We start from the raw sequence: 13,994 nt of genomic DNA, 5'->3' as shown, positions 1-13,994 counted from the left end.
GCCCACTCGGGGGCCCGACCCCGACGCGCTAACCCGCTGCCCCAACCCGCTGCCCCAACCCGCTGCCCCACCCCGCCGCCCGGCCCAACGAAGGAGTTGCCCGTGGAAACGATCGCCCTGCACACCCGACTCGCCCCCGGCAAGGAGGCGGACTACGACCGCATCCACGCCGTGATCCCGCCCGAACTCGACGCCGCCCTGCGCGAGGCCGGCGTGCTCGACTGGCGCATCTGGCGCTCGGGGCTCGACCTCTTCCACGTGGTGGACTGCGAGGATTACGCGGCCATGCGGGCGTTCCTGCGCGAGCATCCGGCGAACATTCCCTGGCAGGCGCGCATGGGGGAGTTGCTCGATGTTCCCGACGACTATTCGGGTGGTGACAGCGGTATTCCGCAGGTGTGGCAGCTGCCCGCCGAGCCCGTAGACGGGAGCATCCGGTGATCATCGACGCCCACCAGCACGTCTGGAACCTCGACCGCGCGAGCTACCCGTGGCTCGGGCCGGAGCACGGGCCCATCAACCGCACGATCGAGTTCGACGAGCTGCGCCCACACCTGCGCGCAGCGGGCGTCGACGCCACGGTGCTCGTGCAATCCGCCGACAACGACGCCGACACCGACTACATGCTGGATGTCGCGGCGCGGAACCCCGAGGTCGCGGCCGTCGTCGTGTCGGTTCCGCTCGAACATCCGCGCCGCGCAGCCGCCCGCCTCGACGAGGTGCGCCGCAACCCGCACGTCGTGGGTGTGCGCAACCTCATCCACGACCTGCCAGACCCCGAGTGGCTGCTGCGCCCCGATGTCGACGAGGGCCTCTCGGTTCTCGAACGAGCGGATGTCACGTTCGACCTGGTTTCGGTGCTGCCGCGACACCTCGAGCTGGTGCCGACGCTGGGGGAGCGGCATCCGAATCTCAGGATCGTGATCGACCACCTCTCGAAGCCGCCCATCGGCCTGGGCACGGATGATCGAGAGCCCTGGTGGTCGCTCATCGAACGCGCCGCCGAGAATCCGCTCGTGCACGCCAAGGTCTCGGGGCTCTACTCGGCCGTGCCCGGGCGGATGGCGGACTGGACGCCCGACGATATCCGCCCCTTCTTCGACCGCGCGCTCGCCCTCTTCGGCCCCGAACGGCTCATGTACGGCGGCGATTGGCCCATCTCAGTGCTCGCGGGCGACTACGAGCGCGTGTGGGAGGGGCTGCGCGAGGTCACCTCGGATCTCGGCGACACCGATCGCGACCGCATCTTCGGGGGCACGGCGGCGGAGTTCTATTGCATCGACACGGGGTTGCTCGAGCGGGCGGCCGCCGCATCCGACTGATTAGTCGAATGTCTGACGCTGAAAAGGTGCCGGAAGGCCCCAAATGGGGCTCCTCTAAACACGGAACAACCCTTTGCCGCCAGATTCATCTGATGTATGCTCGCAACGAGGACGCGATCTTCGCCCCTCACCTGATGTGAACAAACGATTGACCATGCGCATCCTGCTGATATAACGTTTGATCACGCCACACAGATCGGCCCTCACCCCGCGCGCACGAAGCAGTGCCCGCGGTCCCGTTCACACTGAAGGAGCGTCAATGAAGACCTCGAACTCCCGGCACCGCCGGGTTCTGAAAGGCGCTGCCGGAATCGGCGTCGCCCTCACCATGCTGGCCGTCACCGCCTGTAGCGGCGGCGGATCGACGGGCGGTGGCGCCGACGCGCAGACCGACTCGGGCGGAGCCATCACCGTCTGGGTCGACCCGCCCCGCGTTCCCGCGGCCGACGCCTTCAAGAAGGCACACCCCGAGATCGACGTCACGGTCAACCAGATCGACGGAACCGTCGGCGGCAAGAGCGTGCAGCAGCAGTTCGCCCAGTTCGACCAGGCCGGCAAGGGCTGGCCCGACGCCATCTTCTTCCCCTCGAACGACGACATCGCGTGGGCCACGAGCTCGCAGTCGAACTACGCCGCCGACCTCACCGACATCATGGCCGACACCATCGAGGGCTACGACCCGGCGGTGCTCTCCATGTGCAACTTCGACGACAAGATCCGCTGCCTGCGCAACGACGCCGCCCCCGACGTGTTCTGGTACAACAAGAAGTTCTTCGACGAGAACGGCTACACGGTGCCCGCCACGTGGGAGGAGTACTCCGAGCTGGCCGTGAAGATCGCCGCCGAGCACCCCGGCAAGATCTCGGGCTTCACGGGCGACGCCTACGCCCCCGACCGCTACCTGTGGGCCAGCGGCTGCCCCACCAACGACCGCAAATCCGAGACCGAGGTGCACATCAACCTCAGCGACGAGAAGTGCACCCGGGCCCAAGACCTCCTCGCCACCATGTACGACGGCAAGGCACTCTCCACGCTCGGCATCTTCGACGCGGATGCCGCGACCGTCGGCCCCGACATGGTCATGAGCCCCGGCGCCCTCTGGTGGGGCGACTACCTGTTCAACCAGACCTGGAAGATCCCGGCGGGCGAGATGTCGGCCGTCGCACCCCTGAAGTTCGACGGCGACTCGAAGCCCTCTGCCGGCAACGAGGGTGGCGGCCTGTGGGGCATGTCGAGCCACATCAAGGGCAAGCAGCTCGAGAACGCGCAGACCTTCATGAAGTTCGTGGCCACCGACCCGGCCTGGCAGGTCGACCTGTCGACCGGTCTTCCGGGCTACGGCCCGGTGCAGGATGCCTGGATCGAGAAGCAGAAGTCGGCCAACTACTTCGCCGACAACGACACCACGTTCGCGGCCTTCAAGGAAGCGGCCGCGGCCGTGCCCGGTGACCACTCCTACATGCTCTACAACACGGGTGGCATCTGGACCGAGACCATGGCCCCGTCGCTCGTCTCGGGCAACTCGTTCGACGACGCGTGGAAGAAGTTCAGCGACGAACTCGTCAACCAGGCGAAGACGTTCGGCTACACGATCACCGAGAAGTAACACGCGCGTCGAGGCATCCGGATTCCCCCGACCGGATGCCTCGACGCTGCGGCTCCACCGCACGACCACACCCCACTGCTCCAGCCCGCTTTTCCAGCGACACATCGAGGAAGATGTCATGAGCCAAGGCACCATCGCCCCGCCGCACGCGGAGGCCCAGCCCGAGCCACCCGGCCGCGGCCTGCGCACCAAACGCCAGAGCGCGGCCGGCCGCCGCAAGCTGCACCAGCGGGAGGTGCGCGGGGCCTGGACCCTGCTGAGCCCCTACATGGTGTTGCTGCTCATCGGCGGAATCATCCCCATCTTCTATGCGGTCTACACCGCACTGCAGCGACCGGCCACGCCCGTGCAACCCGAGGGCGGATTCGGCGGCATCTCGAGCTTCGTCACGGTCTTCTCCGACTTCCGCTTCTGGCAGACCTTCGGCAACATCTTCAGCGTTCTCATCGTCTGGCTGCCCATCATGATGCTCGGCATCGTGGGCCTCGCGCTGCTCGTGCACGCCAGCCCCGGGCGCTTCGGCAACACCATGCGGTTCCTCTATTACATCCCCGGTGCGCTCGCGGGTATCGCGAACCTCGTGCTGTGGGTCTACCTGCTGAACCCCGCCCAGTCGCCCATCGCCGGGCTCTGGAACGTCATGGGCCTCGACACCATCAAGGCCGTCGTCGCCACCGACGGCAACCTGCCCTTCATCCTGGCCGGCATGCTCTTCTTCCAGGGCATCGGCACGTGGATCGTGGTCGTCAACGGCGGCCTCAACGGCATTCCGGATGAGGTGCTCGAGGCGGCCTCGATCGACGGTGCCAACGCGTGGCACACCGCCTGGCACGTCAAGCTGCCCATCATCCGGCCCTGGATCGGTTATGCGGCGCTCATGAACCTGGCCTACGGGTTCCAGCTGTTCCTCGAACCGCAGCTGCTCGACCAGGTGTCGTCGAACGCCCTGCCCGACCAGACGACCCCCACCCAGCTCGGCTACGCATTCGCGTTCTCGAACTACAACTTCCCGGCCGCAGCGGCGATGTCCCTCATCCTGCTCGTCATCACCCTCGGAATCGGCCTGCTCATCGTGTTCCGCAGCGGCCTGTTCGGCGAGGAGGAGAAATAATGTCACTCGTCAAGGCCAAACCGCAGAAGCGCGCCAAGACCGCCCACCAGGAGGCGCTCGCCGGCCCCGTGGGCAGCAACCAGATGAGCGTTGGCCGGGTCGCCCGGGTCGCGACCATGCTCTTCGTCGCCGCCATCTTCATCGTGCCCATCATCGGCTTCGTCGCCATGGCGTTCCGCGACCAGGACGAGGTCGCGGCCGGCGAGGGCGGCATCCTCGGGCTCGGCGGCGTCTCGTGGGACAACGTCGTCTACAGCTGGTCGCAGGTCAACGGCTTCGGCCCGGGCGAGGGTGGCCTGTTCCTGCAGTGGGTCGGCAACTCCCTCTTCGTCGCCGTGATCGGAGCGATCCTCGCGGTCGTCGCCGCCATCCCCGCCGGTTACGCGCTCGCGCGCCTGCGGTTCCGCTTTCGCCGTACCGTGCTCTTCGTCACGCTGCTCGCCATGGTCATGCCCAACACGGTGCTCGTCATCCCGCTGTTCCTCGAGGTCAACGCGATCGGCGCCTCGGGCGAGCTGTGGCCCGTCGCCGTCATCATGGGGTTCTTCCCGTTCGGCGTGTACCTCGCCTACATCCACTTCATGACGACGATGCCTCAGGAACTGGTCGAAGCCGCGCGCATCGACGGGCTCAGCGAGATCGGCATCTTCTTCCAGGTGGCCACGCCCATCTCGAAGCAGGCCGTGGCGCTCGTCACGTTCTTCGCATTCGTCGCTAACTGGACGAACTACTTCCTGCCGCTCGCGCTGCTCAGCTCGGTGCAGGGCAACAAGACCATCTCGATCGGCCTGCAAGAGCTCATCGGTGCGTCGCCGCTGTTCAACCCGACGGTCGCGGCCGGCCTCAACGTGAAGCTCTACATGCCGCAGCTGGCGCTCGCCACGTTCCTCAGCATGATTCCGTTACTCATCGTGTTCATCGGCGCGCAGCGGTTCCTGATGCGCGGCCAGACCGTCGGCGCGGTGAAGGGCTAGCGGATGTCTGCACACACCGATCCCGTCGGCGCGCCCGCGCCTGCGTCCGCCGCCCCGGCCGAGGGCGCGCCGGGCCCCGGGGACGCCTCCGCGCCCGAGTTCGTGCCAGCCCCCGAACGTGCCGAGTTTCACCCGGCCGCTGCATACACACTCGCGTTGCCCTCGAACCCGCGGCCCATCGTCATCCTGGGTGCGGGCGGGATCGTGCGCGATGCTCACCTCCCGGCCTACCGCAAGGCGGGTTACCCGGTGTTCGGCATCTACAACCGCACGGTCGCGCGCGCCGAAGCGTTGGCTGCGGAGTTCGGCGTGGAGCGCGTGTTCGGGTCGGTGGCCGAGGCCGTGGCGGCCGCGCCATCCGATGCGGTCTATGACATCGCCCTCATGCCCGAGCAGTATCTCGAGGTGCTCGAGCAGCTGCCCGACGGTGCGCCCGTGCTCATTCAGAAGCCGCTCGGCAACCACCTGGCCGACGGGCGCGCCATTCTCGAGCTGTGTCGCCGCAAGAACCTGGTCGCGGCGGTCAACACGCAGCTGCGGTTCGCGCCTTATGTGGCCGCTGCCCGCGAACGCATTGCGCGCGGCGACATCGGCGAGCTCTACGACCTCGAGATCCGCGTGCAGGTGAACACGCCGTGGCAGATGTTTCCGCACGTGCTCACGCTCGACCGGCTCGAGATCAACATGCACAGCGTGCACTACATCGACCTCGTGCGGTCGTTCCTCGGCAACCCCGAGTCGGTCGCGGCGGTGACGGTGAATCATCCCGCCAAGGCGCACGCCAATTCGCGCAGCGACATCATCCTGTATTACCCCGGCCGGCAGATCCGCGTGGTCATCTCGACCAACCACGATCACGACTACGGCGAGAAATACGAGGAGAGCTACATCAAGTGGGAGGGGACCCGCGGTGCAATCCGCGCCCAGATGGGCCTGCTGCTCGACTATCCGACGGGTGGCGAGGACCGCCTCGAGGTGCAGTACGACGACGATCACGCCGCGGGTTGGCAGCCGATCCCGTTCGAGGGCAGCTGGTTTCCGGATGCCTTCATCGGCTCGATGGGGGCCGTGCAGCGTTTCGTCGGCGGCGACGTTTCCGAGCTGCCGACCAGTGTCGACGACGTGTTCGACACCATGGCCATCGTCGAGGCGGCGTATGACTCGTCGGCCGCAGGCGGCATCCGCCCGCCCTATCTCGCGGGAGGCTCGCACGCCGGCCTCGATGCGATCGCAGACCCGAACGTAGAAGAGGAAGAAAGAATATGAGATTTGCCCGTTTCGGAGTGCCCGGAAGCGAAACCCCCGTCGTCGAATCCGAGGGGCGCCACTTCGACCTGTCTTCGGTGACCCCGACGATCGACCCGGCTTTCTTCGCCACGCACGCGGCCGACGACTTCGCCACCGTGCGCACGGCGCTCGCCGACGGCACGCTGCCCGCCTTCGACGCCTCGGGCAAGCGTCGCGGCGCCCCGCTCGACCGGCCGGGCAAGATCGTCTGCATCGGCGTGAACTACTCCGACCATGCCGCCGAATCCAACCTGGCCGTGCCCACCGAACCCGTCGTCTTCATGAAGGACCCCTCGACCATCGTCGGCCCCGACGACGAGGTGCTCATCCCCCTGAACTCGACCAAGACCGACTGGGAGATCGAGCTGGGCGTCGTCATCGGCCAGACCGCGCGCTACCTCGCCTCGCCCGACGACGCGGATGCCGTGATCGCCGGCTACGTGGTGTCGCACGACGTGTCGGAGCGCGAGTTCCAGCTCGAGCGCGGCGGCCAGTGGGACAAGGGCAAGAGCTGCGAGACCTTCAACCCGCTCGGTCCCGTGCTCGTCACGCGCGACGAGGTCGGCGACCCCCAGAACCTGCGGCTGCGCCTGAGCGTCAACGGCGTGGAGCGACAGGATGGCTCGACCGCTGACATGATCTTCGGCATCCGACACATCGTCTGGTACCTGTCGCAGTTCATGGTGCTGCGCCCAGGCGACCTGATCAACACGGGCACGCCAGCGGGTGTCGCGCTCGGCATCGAGGGCACGCCCTACCTGCGGGCGGGCGACGTGGTCGAGCTCTCGATCGACGGCCTCGGCGACATGACCAACACCTTCGCGGATGCCTCGGCCACAAGCCCGGCCTCAGCCCCCGCCTCCCCCACCACTCTCGAAGGAGCCGCACGATGAGCACCACCGAATCCACCCCGGCCGGCGCCGCCGACGACACCGGCGCGACCGACCCCTCGTCTGGCACCGGTTCCGCCTCGCCTTCTGCCCCACCCTCCGACTCCTCCTCGTCGACGCCCGGCGAGCTGTTCGGCCTCGTCGCCGCCGTCACGGGCGGTGCCTCGGGCATCGGCCTGGCGACGGCGCAGCTGCTGGCTTCGCGCGGAGCCCAGGTCGTCGTGCTCGACCTCAACCCGCAGGATGCCCCCGCCCCGCTCGTCGGCATCGCCTGCAACGTGGGCGACCGCGCCTCGGTCATCGACGCCATCCGCGAGATCGAGTCGCGTATCGGGGCCCTCGACATCGTCGTGAACAACGCCGGCATCTCGGCCATCGGCACGGTCGAGGACAACGACGACGACGAGTGGGCCCGCGTGCTCAACGTCAACGTCGTCGGCATGGCGCGCGTCTCGGCCGCGGCGCTACCGCTCCTGCGGGCCTCGTCGCACGCTGCCATCGTCAACGTCTGCTCGATCGCGGCGCTCAACGGCATGCCGCAGCGTGCGCTCTACGGTGCGACCAAGGGGGCCGTGCTGGCTCTCACGTTTGCGATGGCCACCGACCACGTGCGCGAGGGTGTGCGCGTCAACTGTGTCAGCCCGGGCACGGTGGCGACGCCGTTCGTCGACCGCATGTTGCAGAACTTCCCCGACCCCGTGGCTGAGCGCAAGGCCCTCGACGAGCGCCAGGCCATCGGCCGCATGGTGTCGCCCGAGGAGGTCGCCCACGCGATCGCCTATCTCGCGTCGCCGGCTGCGGCATCCACCACCGGAACGGCGCTCGACGTCGACGGCGGTGTCACCCACCTCCGCGTGCGACCTCGGTAGCAGCGGTTGCTCCCGGCAGGGGTGCCGGGTGCGGCGGTCGGTCTAGCTGGAGGCCGACCGCCTTTTCGCGTGCCTGGAGTTCAACGCCTCAGCGCTTGAGGCGACGGCCGACGGGGATGAGGAGCGCGAGGCCGATCAGGACGACGACGATGATGCCGAGGATTCCCCAGTACTGCGCGCCGCCGATGGTCACGCAGATCGCGAAGGCGGTCGGGGCGAGGAACGAGACCGCGCGGCCCGTGGTGGCGTAGAGACCGAACACTTCGCCCTCGCGGCCGGCGGGGATGACGCGTGCGAGGTAGGAGCGGGACGCCGATTGCGCGGGCCCGACGAACAGGCAGAGCGCGAGGCCGAAGATCCAGAACACGGTCTGCCCGCCGTCGTGCAGGAAGAACACGGCGAACCCGGCGACGACGATGCCGATGAGGGCCACGATGATGACGGGTTTCGGCCCGACCTTGTCGTCGAGCAACCCGACCGTGATGGTCGATATCCCGGCGACCACGTTGGCGGCGATGGCGAAGATGATGACCTCGCCGGGGCTGAAACCGAACGACCCGGCCGCCAGAACCCCGCCGAACGTGAAGACGCCGGCCAGGCCATCCCGGAAGACGGCGCTCGCGAAGAGGAAGTAGACGGTGGTGCGGCTGTCTTTCCAGAGGTGGCGGATGTCATCGGCCAGTCGTCCATACGACGCGAAGAAGCCCACTTTTTCCCGCCGCGCGCCGACGCCCTTGTATTCGGGGACGGCGAACAGCACCGGCAGCGCGAAGATGCCGAACCAGGCGGCGGCGATGAGCATGGAGACGCGGACATCCATGCCGTCGTCGCTCGTGACCCCGAACAGGCCGACGTCGGGGCTGATGAAGCCGAAGTAGACGACGAGCAGCAGCACGATGCCGCCGATGTAGCCCATGCCCCAGCCGAAGCCCGAGACGCGGCCGAGGGTTGCGGGGGTGGAGACCTGCGCGAGCATGGCGTTGTAGTTGACGCCCGCGAATTCGAAGAATACGTTGCCGGCGGCGACGAGCAGCAGGCCGAGCCACAGGTAGTTCTGGTCGGGCTGCACGAAGAAGAGGGCGGCCGTGATGGCGACGACGATGTAGGTGTTGACGCCGAGCCAGAACTTGCGGCGGCCCGAGCTGTCGGAGCGCTGCCCGGTGACGGGTGCGAGTAGGGCGATCAGCAGCCCGGCGCCGGCGAGTGCCCAGCCGAGCTGCGCCGACACGACGGTCTCGCCGCCGAACCCCTCGGCGGTGGTGAGGTAGACGGTGAAGACGAACGTGGTGACGACGGCGTTGAACGAGGCGGAACCCCAGTCCCACAGGCCCCAGGCCAGCACGATTCGTTTCGGCACGGCGGCCGGCGCTTCGGCCAAAGCCGGCACGAGGGTGGGGGCACCGCTGCCCGCGAGTTCGCTCATGAGCACAGGCTACTGCGCGCGGGTTTCGCCACGGCGACCCCCACCCGAACTTTCGTCGACATAATCTTCGTTGGCCAAGGCGATCGATATCTGCCGCGCGATCGGCCGCCGACGGTTCATGATCCGGCGCGAGGTCGTTCCCTCAGGAGTTGAGGGATTCTTGATGTGCTACCGATCCACCATCCAAGCCGCGGTGACACGTACTCGCTGGTTGTGATGAGTCGCTGATAGGCGCGATGCAGATCGCACGTATGGATCGGCTCATGATGCGCCACGCGGTTCCGGAGCCGCACAAGATGAGAAACCTCGGCGTGGAGCGTCTTCCGCTTAGCCAAAGGGTAGGCAGCCGCCAGCCCTCCCCGCCAAATGAGACGGTTATAGCCTTCAGACAGCAAACTCGACCAAAACCCGAACGTGAGCTCCGCGATAATCCGGCCTTCATCGTCGTATGTTTCAGTGTCGGTAGACGCTCGCCGACGCGCTAGGTTCACGACGCGCGGACCTTGTCCCTGAAGTGGAAAATGGGGATTGTCGAACCAGGGCGGCCCACCTGGGTCGACCAGTTCTTTTTTGGACTGCATTGCTTCATGCGCAGTGTTGCGAAACCCGATTTCGAAATAGTGCATCGATTCGAAAAGTGCAGCGGAAATTTGCACGTTCCAGCGGTAAAGCTCAAAGGCAAGAGCGCGGTCGCCTTTGGCGGCAGCCTTGTATTTCGCCAATCGCTCCGGGCCGATGAGTCGATGGATGTCCTTCCGAGTCGGCCCAAATGTGCTCATGCCCTGCGCCCCCTTCGTTCGTGACAAATTTCGTCGATTGTTCTAAGCTGTTCGTGAGAGCCCCGGGATTCACGGCGTACCAGCTTCGGCTAGGGAAACCCCCCGGGGCCTAATTCGTTAAGTGCCGAGACAATGCCTCTTGAGCACAGTGCCCGCATCGCCTTGCGCACAGTGCCCGCATCGCCTTGCGCACAGTGCCCGCATCGCCTTGCGCACCTTGCCAGCATCGCCTTGCGCACCTTGCCAGCAAGGACGTCCTTAGTAGTCGGCGCGAGATTCCGGCAGTTCGGGGCGCGCATCAGATATCGAGGCGTCAGGGCCCATACAGAGAGCCGGCAGAGGTTGGGCCGCGCACGTGGCGTCCCCACCCGGTGCGCGGCCCTCGGCGGGTGCCATGTTCCACGTTAGGGCAGCAAAACGGCCGCAGTTCGAGGGGTCGAACTGCGGCCGAATTGGTGCGAAAAGATTAGTTGTCGCGCAGGGGGCGACCCGATGCATCCGTGGCGAACGACTGTGCCTTCACGAGAATCATGATGCCCTCGATGAAGCCCCAGAGAGCGCCGAAGCCGAAGGTGAAGATGGTCACCAGAATCTGGGCGATGCCGATGCCCACATAGCCGAGGTAGAAGCGGTGGATGCCCAGGCTGCCGAGCAGAATGCCGAGCAGGCCGGCGACCAGGCGGCTCTTGGCCTCGGGGTCGTAGTAAGCCGGCGGGTAGGCGGGCTGACCGTAAGGCTGCTGCTGCGGGTGGCCATAACCCTGCTGGTTCGGGTCCTGCGGGTAGCCCTGCGGCCCCGGGCCCTGCTGGGGGTAGCCGTAACCCTGCTGATCGGGCTGCTGCGGGTAACCCTGCGGCGGATATCCATAACCCTGCTCGGGCTGCTGGCCGGCGCCGTTCGCACCCTCGGGGTCGTGCTGCGGGGTCTGGTTGTTGTCGCTCATGCGGTCATCCTAGCGAGACGCCGTAACGCCGAGGCGGATGATTACCCTCACAATCGGATGTTGCGCCGAAGTTGAGTCGGCAAGGCTCAAGATTCGCCGAGAGAACTTGACGCTCGCAGCCATCCGAGTAAACTTGAGTCATCGGCGCTCAACTACTGAGCAGCCGGAGAAACTTGTTCCACCCCCTAAGGAGATAAACACACATGGCTCGAGCAGTAGGAATCGACCTCGGAACCACCAACTCTGTGGTGGCCGTCCTCGAAGGTGGAGAACCCACCGTCATCGCCAACGCCGAAGGTCTGCGCACCACCCCCTCGGTCGTCGCTTACACCAAGGATGGCGAGACCCTCGTCGGCGAGACCGCCAAGCGTCAGGCCGTCACCAACGTCGACCGCACCATCGCGTCGGTCAAGCGCCACATGGGCACCAACTGGACCTTCGCGGTCGACGACAAGAAGTACACGCCGCAGGAGATCTCGGCCCGCATCCTGGCCAAGCTGAAGCGCGACGCCGAGCAGTACCTCGGCGACACGGTCACCGACGCCGTCATCACGGTTCCCGCCTACTTCAACGACGCCGAGCGTCAGGCCACGAAGGAAGCCGGCGAGATCGCGGGCCTCAACGTGCTCCGCATCATCAACGAGCCCACCGCCGCCGCCCTGGCCTACGGCCTCGACAAGGGTAAGGAAGACGAGCTCATCCTCGTCTTCGACCTCGGTGGTGGAACGTTCGACGTCTCGCTGCTCGAAGTCGGCAAGGACGAAGACTTCAGCACCATCCAGGTGCGCTCCACCTCCGGTGACAACCGCCTCGGTGGAGACGACTGGGACCAGCGCGTCGTCGACCACCTGATCAAGCGCTTCAAGGAGTCGACCGGTGTCGACGTCTCGAACGACAAGATCGCGAAGCAGCGCCTCAAGGAAGCCGCCGAGCAGGCCAAGAAGGAACTCTCCTCCTCGACCAGCACGAGCATCCAGCTGCCCTACCTGTCGCTCACCGAGAACGGCCCCGCCAACCTCGACGAGACGCTCACGCGTGCCCAGTTCGAGCAGATGACCTCCGACCTCCTCGACCGCACCAAGAAGCCGTTCGAAGACGTCATCAAAGAGGCCGGCGTCAAGGTGCAGGACATCGCGCACGTCGTGCTCGTCGGTGGATCGACCCGCATGCCCGCCGTCTCCGAGCTCGTCAAGAAGCTCACGGGCGGCCAGGAGCCCAACAAGGGTGTCAACCCTGACGAGGTCGTCGCCGTCGGCGCCGCCCTGCAGGCCGGCGTGCTGAAGGGCGAGCGTAAAGACGTTCTGCTCATCGACGTCACCCCGCTGTCCCTCGGCATCGAGACCAAGGGTGGCATCATGACGAAGCTCATCGAGCGCAACACGGCCATCCCGACCAAGCGCAGCGAGACCTTCACGACGGCCGACGACAACCAGCCGTCCGTCGCCATCCAGGTCTTCCAGGGTGAGCGCGAGTTCACGCGCGACAACAAGAACCTCGGCACCTTCGAGCTCACGGGTATCGCTCCGGCGCCCCGCGGCGTTCCGCAGGTCGAGGTCACGTTCGACATCGACGCCAACGGCATCGTGCACGTGTCCGCCAAGGACAAGGGCACCGGCAAGGAGCAGTCGATGACCATCACGGGCGGCTCGTCGCTCGCGAAGGAAGACATCGAGCGCATGGTTCGCGAAGGCGAAGAGAACGCGGCCGAAGACAAGAAGCGCCGCGAGCAGGCCGAGACGCGCAACACGGCCGAGCAGCTCGCCTACTCGATCGACAAGCTCATCAAGGAGAACGAAGACAAGCTCCCCGCCGACGTCAAGAACGACGTGCAGGGCGATGTCGACGCCCTCAAGTCGGCTCTCGCCGGTGACGATGAGGATGCCGTGAAGACCGCCTACGACAAGCTCAACGAGTCGCAGGTCAAGCTCGGCGAAGCCATCTACGCGCAGGCTCAGGCCGACGAGTCCGCTCCGGCCGCCGACGAGTCGGCACCCACCGAGCAGGAGACCTCCTCTGACGAAGACGTCGTCGACGCCGAAGTGGTCGACGACGAGGACGACAAGAACGAGAAGAAGTAAGCAATGACCGACCAGAACCCCACCCCCGAAAACGAGGGGTCTGACGACCCCATCGTCAACGACAAGCGCAAGATCGACCCCGAGACCGGGGCGGTTCGCGAACCGGGCGAGGGTCAGGTTGGCGGGGCGTCGGGCACCACGCCCGGCGCCCAGGACGACCAGGCCGTCGCCGACGTGCCGGGCCCCGACATCGAGGCTGAAGAGCTCATCGAAGCCGAAGGCCCCGACGTCGAGACCTCTCTGAGCGACGCAGACCTCGACTTCCTGTCGGGTCAGTCGAGCGCAGAAGATCTCGCCAACGAGCGCCTCGTCGACCTGCAGCGAGTCACGGCCGAATACGCGAACTACCGCAAGCGCACCGAGGCGAACCGCGAGGTGGAGCGCGAGCGCTCCGTCGGCGACACCGTCAAGGCGCTGCTTCCGGTGCTCGACGACCTCGACCGGGCGCAAAAGCACGGCGACCTCGAAGAGGGCGGCCCGTTCACGACCATCGCGCAGAAACTGCGTGCGGCCGTCGAACGCCTGGGCGTGACCCCGTTCGGTGTCGCCGGTGAGGCCTTCGACCCCACCATCCACGAGGCGATCTTCCAGCAGCCGAGCCCCGACGTCACGAGCGAGCAGATCGCCGATGTCGTCGAGACCGGCTACTACGTCGGCTCCACCCTGTTGCGCGCGGCCAAAGTGGTCGTCGCCGTCCCCGCTGGGTAGGCGC

At 66.5% G+C, this 13,994-nt stretch carries 13 protein-coding genes; 10 read left to right on the top strand and 3 right to left on the bottom strand.

Annotation, left to right across the window (positions count from 1 at the left end; all coding sequences use genetic code 11):
- Positions 1–102: 102 nt before the first annotated feature.
- The 8 genes from ACZ6IE_RS13780 (at position 103) to ACZ6IE_RS13745 (ending at position 8,059) form a co-directional block, all read left to right on the top strand.
- Positions 103–441 (top strand): L-rhamnose mutarotase, encoded by a 339-nt coding sequence (locus tag ACZ6IE_RS13780; RefSeq protein WP_464608430.1) that lies wholly within the window; start codon positions 103–105, stop codon positions 439–441.
- Positions 438–1,322 carry an amidohydrolase family protein gene (locus ACZ6IE_RS13775; protein ID WP_464608429.1) on the top strand — a complete coding sequence of 295 codons (885 nt, stop codon included), beginning with the start codon at positions 438–440 and terminating at the stop codon, positions 1,320–1,322. The genes ACZ6IE_RS13780 and ACZ6IE_RS13775 overlap by 4 nt, the downstream gene beginning before the upstream one ends.
- 259 nt (positions 1,323–1,581) lie before the next feature.
- A complete protein-coding gene (locus tag ACZ6IE_RS13770) occupies positions 1,582–2,928 on the top strand; it encodes an ABC transporter substrate-binding protein (protein ID WP_464608428.1) in 1,347 nt (448 codons plus the stop codon).
- Between the two features lie 118 nt (positions 2,929–3,046).
- Entirely contained in the window at positions 3,047–4,039 is a 993-nt protein-coding gene (locus tag ACZ6IE_RS13765; RefSeq protein WP_083709895.1) for a carbohydrate ABC transporter permease, read from the top strand.
- A complete protein-coding gene (locus tag ACZ6IE_RS13760; RefSeq protein ID WP_079728806.1) occupies positions 4,039–5,013 on the top strand; it encodes a carbohydrate ABC transporter permease in 975 nt (324 codons plus the stop codon). Before ACZ6IE_RS13765 ends, ACZ6IE_RS13760 begins: the two co-directional genes overlap by 1 nt.
- Before the next feature lie 3 nt (positions 5,014–5,016).
- Positions 5,017–6,279, top strand: coding sequence for a Gfo/Idh/MocA family protein (locus ACZ6IE_RS13755; RefSeq protein ID WP_464608427.1), 1,263 nt, complete (start codon positions 5,017–5,019; stop codon positions 6,277–6,279).
- The gene (locus tag ACZ6IE_RS13750; protein ID WP_464608426.1) at positions 6,276–7,193 is read left to right on the top strand and encodes a fumarylacetoacetate hydrolase family protein; all 918 of its coding nucleotides are present in this window, start codon (positions 6,276–6,278) and stop codon (positions 7,191–7,193) included. The genes ACZ6IE_RS13755 and ACZ6IE_RS13750 overlap by 4 nt, the downstream gene beginning before the upstream one ends.
- Positions 7,190–8,059 carry an SDR family NAD(P)-dependent oxidoreductase gene (locus ACZ6IE_RS13745; RefSeq protein WP_464608425.1) on the top strand — a complete coding sequence of 290 codons (870 nt, stop codon included), beginning with the start codon at positions 7,190–7,192 and terminating at the stop codon, positions 8,057–8,059. The genes ACZ6IE_RS13750 and ACZ6IE_RS13745 overlap by 4 nt, the downstream gene beginning before the upstream one ends.
- An 88-nt stretch (positions 8,060–8,147) precedes the next feature.
- Here the strand turns inward: ACZ6IE_RS13745 and ACZ6IE_RS13740 are convergent, their stop codons facing one another.
- From ACZ6IE_RS13740 to ACZ6IE_RS13730, 3 genes are all read right to left on the bottom strand, one after another.
- Positions 8,148–9,482, bottom strand: coding sequence for an MFS transporter (locus tag ACZ6IE_RS13740; RefSeq protein WP_464608424.1), 1,335 nt, complete (start codon positions 9,480–9,482; stop codon positions 8,148–8,150).
- A 116-nt stretch (positions 9,483–9,598) separates the two neighbouring features.
- On the bottom strand, positions 9,599–10,261 hold the full coding sequence (locus tag ACZ6IE_RS13735) for an Abi family protein (protein ID WP_464608423.1): 663 nt from the start codon (positions 10,259–10,261) through the stop codon (positions 9,599–9,601).
- A 466-nt stretch (positions 10,262–10,727) separates the two neighbouring features.
- Complete coding sequence (locus tag ACZ6IE_RS13730; protein ID WP_464608422.1) at positions 10,728–11,204, bottom strand: TM2 domain-containing protein; 477 nt, start codon at positions 11,202–11,204, stop codon at positions 10,728–10,730.
- Positions 11,205–11,407: 203 nt separating this feature from the next.
- Between ACZ6IE_RS13730 and dnaK the strand changes: the two genes are divergently transcribed.
- Both dnaK and ACZ6IE_RS13720 read left to right on the top strand, forming a co-directional pair.
- A complete protein-coding gene (gene dnaK, locus ACZ6IE_RS13725; protein WP_077054710.1) occupies positions 11,408–13,282 on the top strand; it encodes a molecular chaperone DnaK in 1,875 nt (624 codons plus the stop codon).
- A 3-nt stretch (positions 13,283–13,285) separates the two neighbouring features.
- Positions 13,286–13,990, top strand: a complete 705-nt coding sequence (locus ACZ6IE_RS13720) for a nucleotide exchange factor GrpE (RefSeq protein ID WP_464608421.1) — start codon at positions 13,286–13,288, stop codon at positions 13,988–13,990.
- The last annotated feature ends 4 nt before the right edge of the window (positions 13,991–13,994 follow it).

This window comes from Okibacterium sp. AC114 (genome assembly GCF_979253355.1).
The sequence above is the reverse complement of the archived record's forward strand: the minus strand, read 5'-3'. Positions and strand labels throughout refer to the sequence as shown.

Bases quoted from the DNA above. Each gene is read 5' to 3' on its own strand.
- ACZ6IE_RS13770 (WP_464608428.1), top strand. From the start codon at position 1,582: ATGAAGACCTCGAACTCCCGGCACCGCCGGGTTCTGAAAGGCGCTGCC.
- ACZ6IE_RS13765 (WP_083709895.1), top strand. From the start codon at position 3,047: ATGAGCCAAGGCACCATCGCCCCGCCGCACGCGGAGGCCCAGCCCGAG.
- ACZ6IE_RS13760 (WP_079728806.1), top strand. From the start codon at position 4,039: ATGTCACTCGTCAAGGCCAAACCGCAGAAGCGCGCCAAGACCGCCCAC.
- ACZ6IE_RS13755 (WP_464608427.1), top strand. From the start codon at position 5,017: ATGTCTGCACACACCGATCCCGTCGGCGCGCCCGCGCCTGCGTCCGCC.
- ACZ6IE_RS13750 (WP_464608426.1), top strand. From the start codon at position 6,276: ATGAGATTTGCCCGTTTCGGAGTGCCCGGAAGCGAAACCCCCGTCGTC.
- ACZ6IE_RS13745 (WP_464608425.1), top strand. From the start codon at position 7,190: ATGAGCACCACCGAATCCACCCCGGCCGGCGCCGCCGACGACACCGGC.
- ACZ6IE_RS13740 (WP_464608424.1), bottom strand. From the start codon at position 9,482: ATGAGCGAACTCGCGGGCAGCGGTGCCCCCACCCTCGTGCCGGCTTTG.
- ACZ6IE_RS13735 (WP_464608423.1), bottom strand. From the start codon at position 10,261: ATGAGCACATTTGGGCCGACTCGGAAGGACATCCATCGACTCATCGGC.
- ACZ6IE_RS13730 (WP_464608422.1), bottom strand. From the start codon at position 11,204: ATGAGCGACAACAACCAGACCCCGCAGCACGACCCCGAGGGTGCGAAC.
- dnaK (WP_077054710.1), top strand. From the start codon at position 11,408: ATGGCTCGAGCAGTAGGAATCGACCTCGGAACCACCAACTCTGTGGTG.
- ACZ6IE_RS13720 (WP_464608421.1), top strand. From the start codon at position 13,286: ATGACCGACCAGAACCCCACCCCCGAAAACGAGGGGTCTGACGACCCC.